Here is a 2,143-nt window from a genome sequence, read left to right as displayed (position 1 = left end):
ATAAGAGGTCGATGAAGGCGTGCAGGGGCTCCGGAACGAAGGCCCCGTGTCCGCCCGCAACGACGATGGGGTCCTCCCTGCGGCGGTCTTCGGCGCGGAGGGGAATGCCCGCGAGGTCCAGGATCGTGAGGACGTTCGTGTACCCCATCTCGTGCTGCAGGGTGAAGCCCACCACGTCGAAGTCCGACAGCGGCCTGCGCTGCTCGACGGACGTCAGCGGCAGCCCGCGGGCCCGCAGGAGCGCCTCCATGTCCCCCCAGGGGCAGTAGGCGCGATCCACAAGACAGCCCAGCGCGCGGATGAGGGGCGCCAGGATTTGAAACCCGTAATAGCTCATGCCGATCTCGTACACGTCGGGAAAGGCGAGACAGACCCGCAGCCCGTTCCCCTCGTCCCAGGACGGCAGGGCATAGCTGCGCCATTCGTTGCCACAGTAGCGCGACGGGCGCGACACCTGGGACAGGAGCGGCCAGTCCGGCCGCTTGAACTCGGGGAAAAGCATTCAAAAAAGACTCCTTCCAGGAGGCACGGGGGGCCGCGGGCCCTTTCCGTGCATGGCCGTCAGCGCAAGTGCGAGGCCGTTCCTTAAAAGTAGTAGGGCCGCCTCGTGCCCTCGACGTAGACGCTCCCCACGAGGCCCAGCCCCATGAACAGGGAGAGGAGGGAGCTGCCCCCGTAGCTGAGAAAGGGCAACGGCAACCCCGTCACCGGCATCAGGCCGACGCTCATGCCGATGCTCTCGAACGTCTGAAACCAAATCCACGACACGACCCCTGCCGCGATCAGCTTGGCGCGTCGGTCCCGGCTCCTGAGCCCCGCGCCGACGATGCGGCAGAACAGGACGGTGAAGAGCAGGAGGACGACGATGCCGCCCAGGAAGCCGAACTCCTCCGAGCTGACGCTGAAGATGAAGTCCGTGTGGGGCTCGGGAAGGAACCGCAGCTTGCTCTGCATCCCGAGCAGAAACCCCTTCCCCCAGAAGCCCCCCGACCCCACGGCGATGCGCGACTGGATCACGTTATATCCGGCGCCCAGCGGGTCCAGCATGGGGTCCAGGAACACCAACAGGCGCATCTTCTGGTACTCTTTCAGGCCCAGCCACAGGAAGGGGAGCATGAGGACGCCCGCTCCGCCGATGGCCAGGAAGTAGCGTATCGGAGCCCCCGCGGCGAAGATCATCCCGAAGGAGATCACGAGGTACACCAGCGCGCTGCCCGCGTCGGGCTGCATCAGGACCAGCAGCACCGCCGGCAGCATTGCGCCGACGCCTATCGCAAAGGTCCGAACCGAGAGGGGCGGATAGCGGCTGAGCACCTTCGACAGCATGAGGATCAGGGAGACCTTGGCGAACTCCGACGGCTGAAAGCGAAAGCCGCCGAGGGCCATCCAGCTGTGGGCGCCCTTCACCTTCGGCGCCAGGACGACCGTCGCCAGCAGCACGAAGAGCGTGAAGGCGTAGAGCGGATAGGCTACGTCCAGAAGGCGGTGGCAACCTATCGCGAGGATCGCGAGCATCGCCACAACGCTGAGGCCCAGGAAGCCGAACTGGCGCAGGGCAAAATCCCCCCCCGCCCAAGGGGGCCCGCTGCAGCGCTGTAGATGCAGAGGATTCCCCAGAGGGTCAGCGTCAAGGCACAGGCCAAAAGGACCCGATCCATCGCGGCGGCGTCCTCTCTGAAGGACGAGATGCGCGGCGGCTCCATCACCCTCGTTCACCCCTCCCGCCCGGCGCGGGCGCTCAGCGGTCCCTCTCCCGCCGTCGCCCGCCCGCGGGCTTCTCGCGATGGCGCGGCTCCTCAAAGGACTCCCCGCTGCTCCCCCGCTTGATCCTCAGGACGGGGATGTTCGCCACCAGGGCGACCTCCTGCTCGTCGTGGTCCAGGTCGATTTCGATCTTGCTGAGGTCGATGTCCATGTACTTCGTCAGGACGCCGATCATCTCGTTGCGCAGTTCCTCGAGCAGCTGCGGCGAGATGTCGGTCCTGTCGTGTATCAAAACGATGCGCAGCCTGTCGCTGGCCTTTCGGCCCGACCGGTCGGCTCCACCGCCAAAGATTTTCCGTAAAAAGTCCACTGCTATCTCTCCCCTGTCCGTGACTCCATGTTCAGCCGTAACGTCCCCCGTGCTTAACGCCTGAGACGG

Annotated in this window: 2 protein-coding genes and 1 pseudogene; all 3 read right to left on the bottom strand. The window is 65.7% G+C overall.

Features of this window, described 5'->3' with window-relative positions; translation table 11 throughout:
• Nucleotides 1-502, bottom strand: a pseudogene (locus SY1_RS07170) (B12-binding domain-containing radical SAM protein); the annotation flags it as partial.
• An 83-nt stretch (nt 503-585) separates the two neighbouring features.
• Nucleotides 586-1,515 carry a rod shape-determining protein RodA gene (rodA, locus tag SY1_RS07165; RefSeq protein WP_243440620.1) on the bottom strand — a complete coding sequence of 310 codons (930 nt, stop codon included), beginning with the start codon at nt 1,513-1,515 and terminating at the stop codon, nt 586-588.
• Nucleotides 1,516-1,738: 223 nt separating this feature from the next.
• Nucleotides 1,739-2,074, bottom strand: a complete 336-nt coding sequence (gene minE / locus SY1_RS07160; protein ID WP_208873245.1) for a cell division topological specificity factor MinE — start codon at nt 2,072-2,074, stop codon at nt 1,739-1,741.
• Between the last annotated feature and the right edge of the window lie 69 nt (nt 2,075-2,143).

The sequence above is a fragment of the Fretibacterium fastidiosum genome (assembly GCF_000210715.1).
In the GTDB taxonomy this organism is placed as follows: domain Bacteria; phylum Synergistota; class Synergistia; order Synergistales; family Aminobacteriaceae; genus Fretibacterium; species Fretibacterium fastidiosum.
The sequence above is the reverse complement of the archived record's forward strand: the minus strand, read 5'-3'. Positions and strand labels throughout refer to the sequence as shown.

Coding starts and splice junctions, on each gene's coding strand:
- rodA (WP_243440620.1), bottom strand. CDS start 1,515: ATGCTCGCGATCCTCGCGATAGGTTGCCACCGCCTTCTGGACGTAGCC.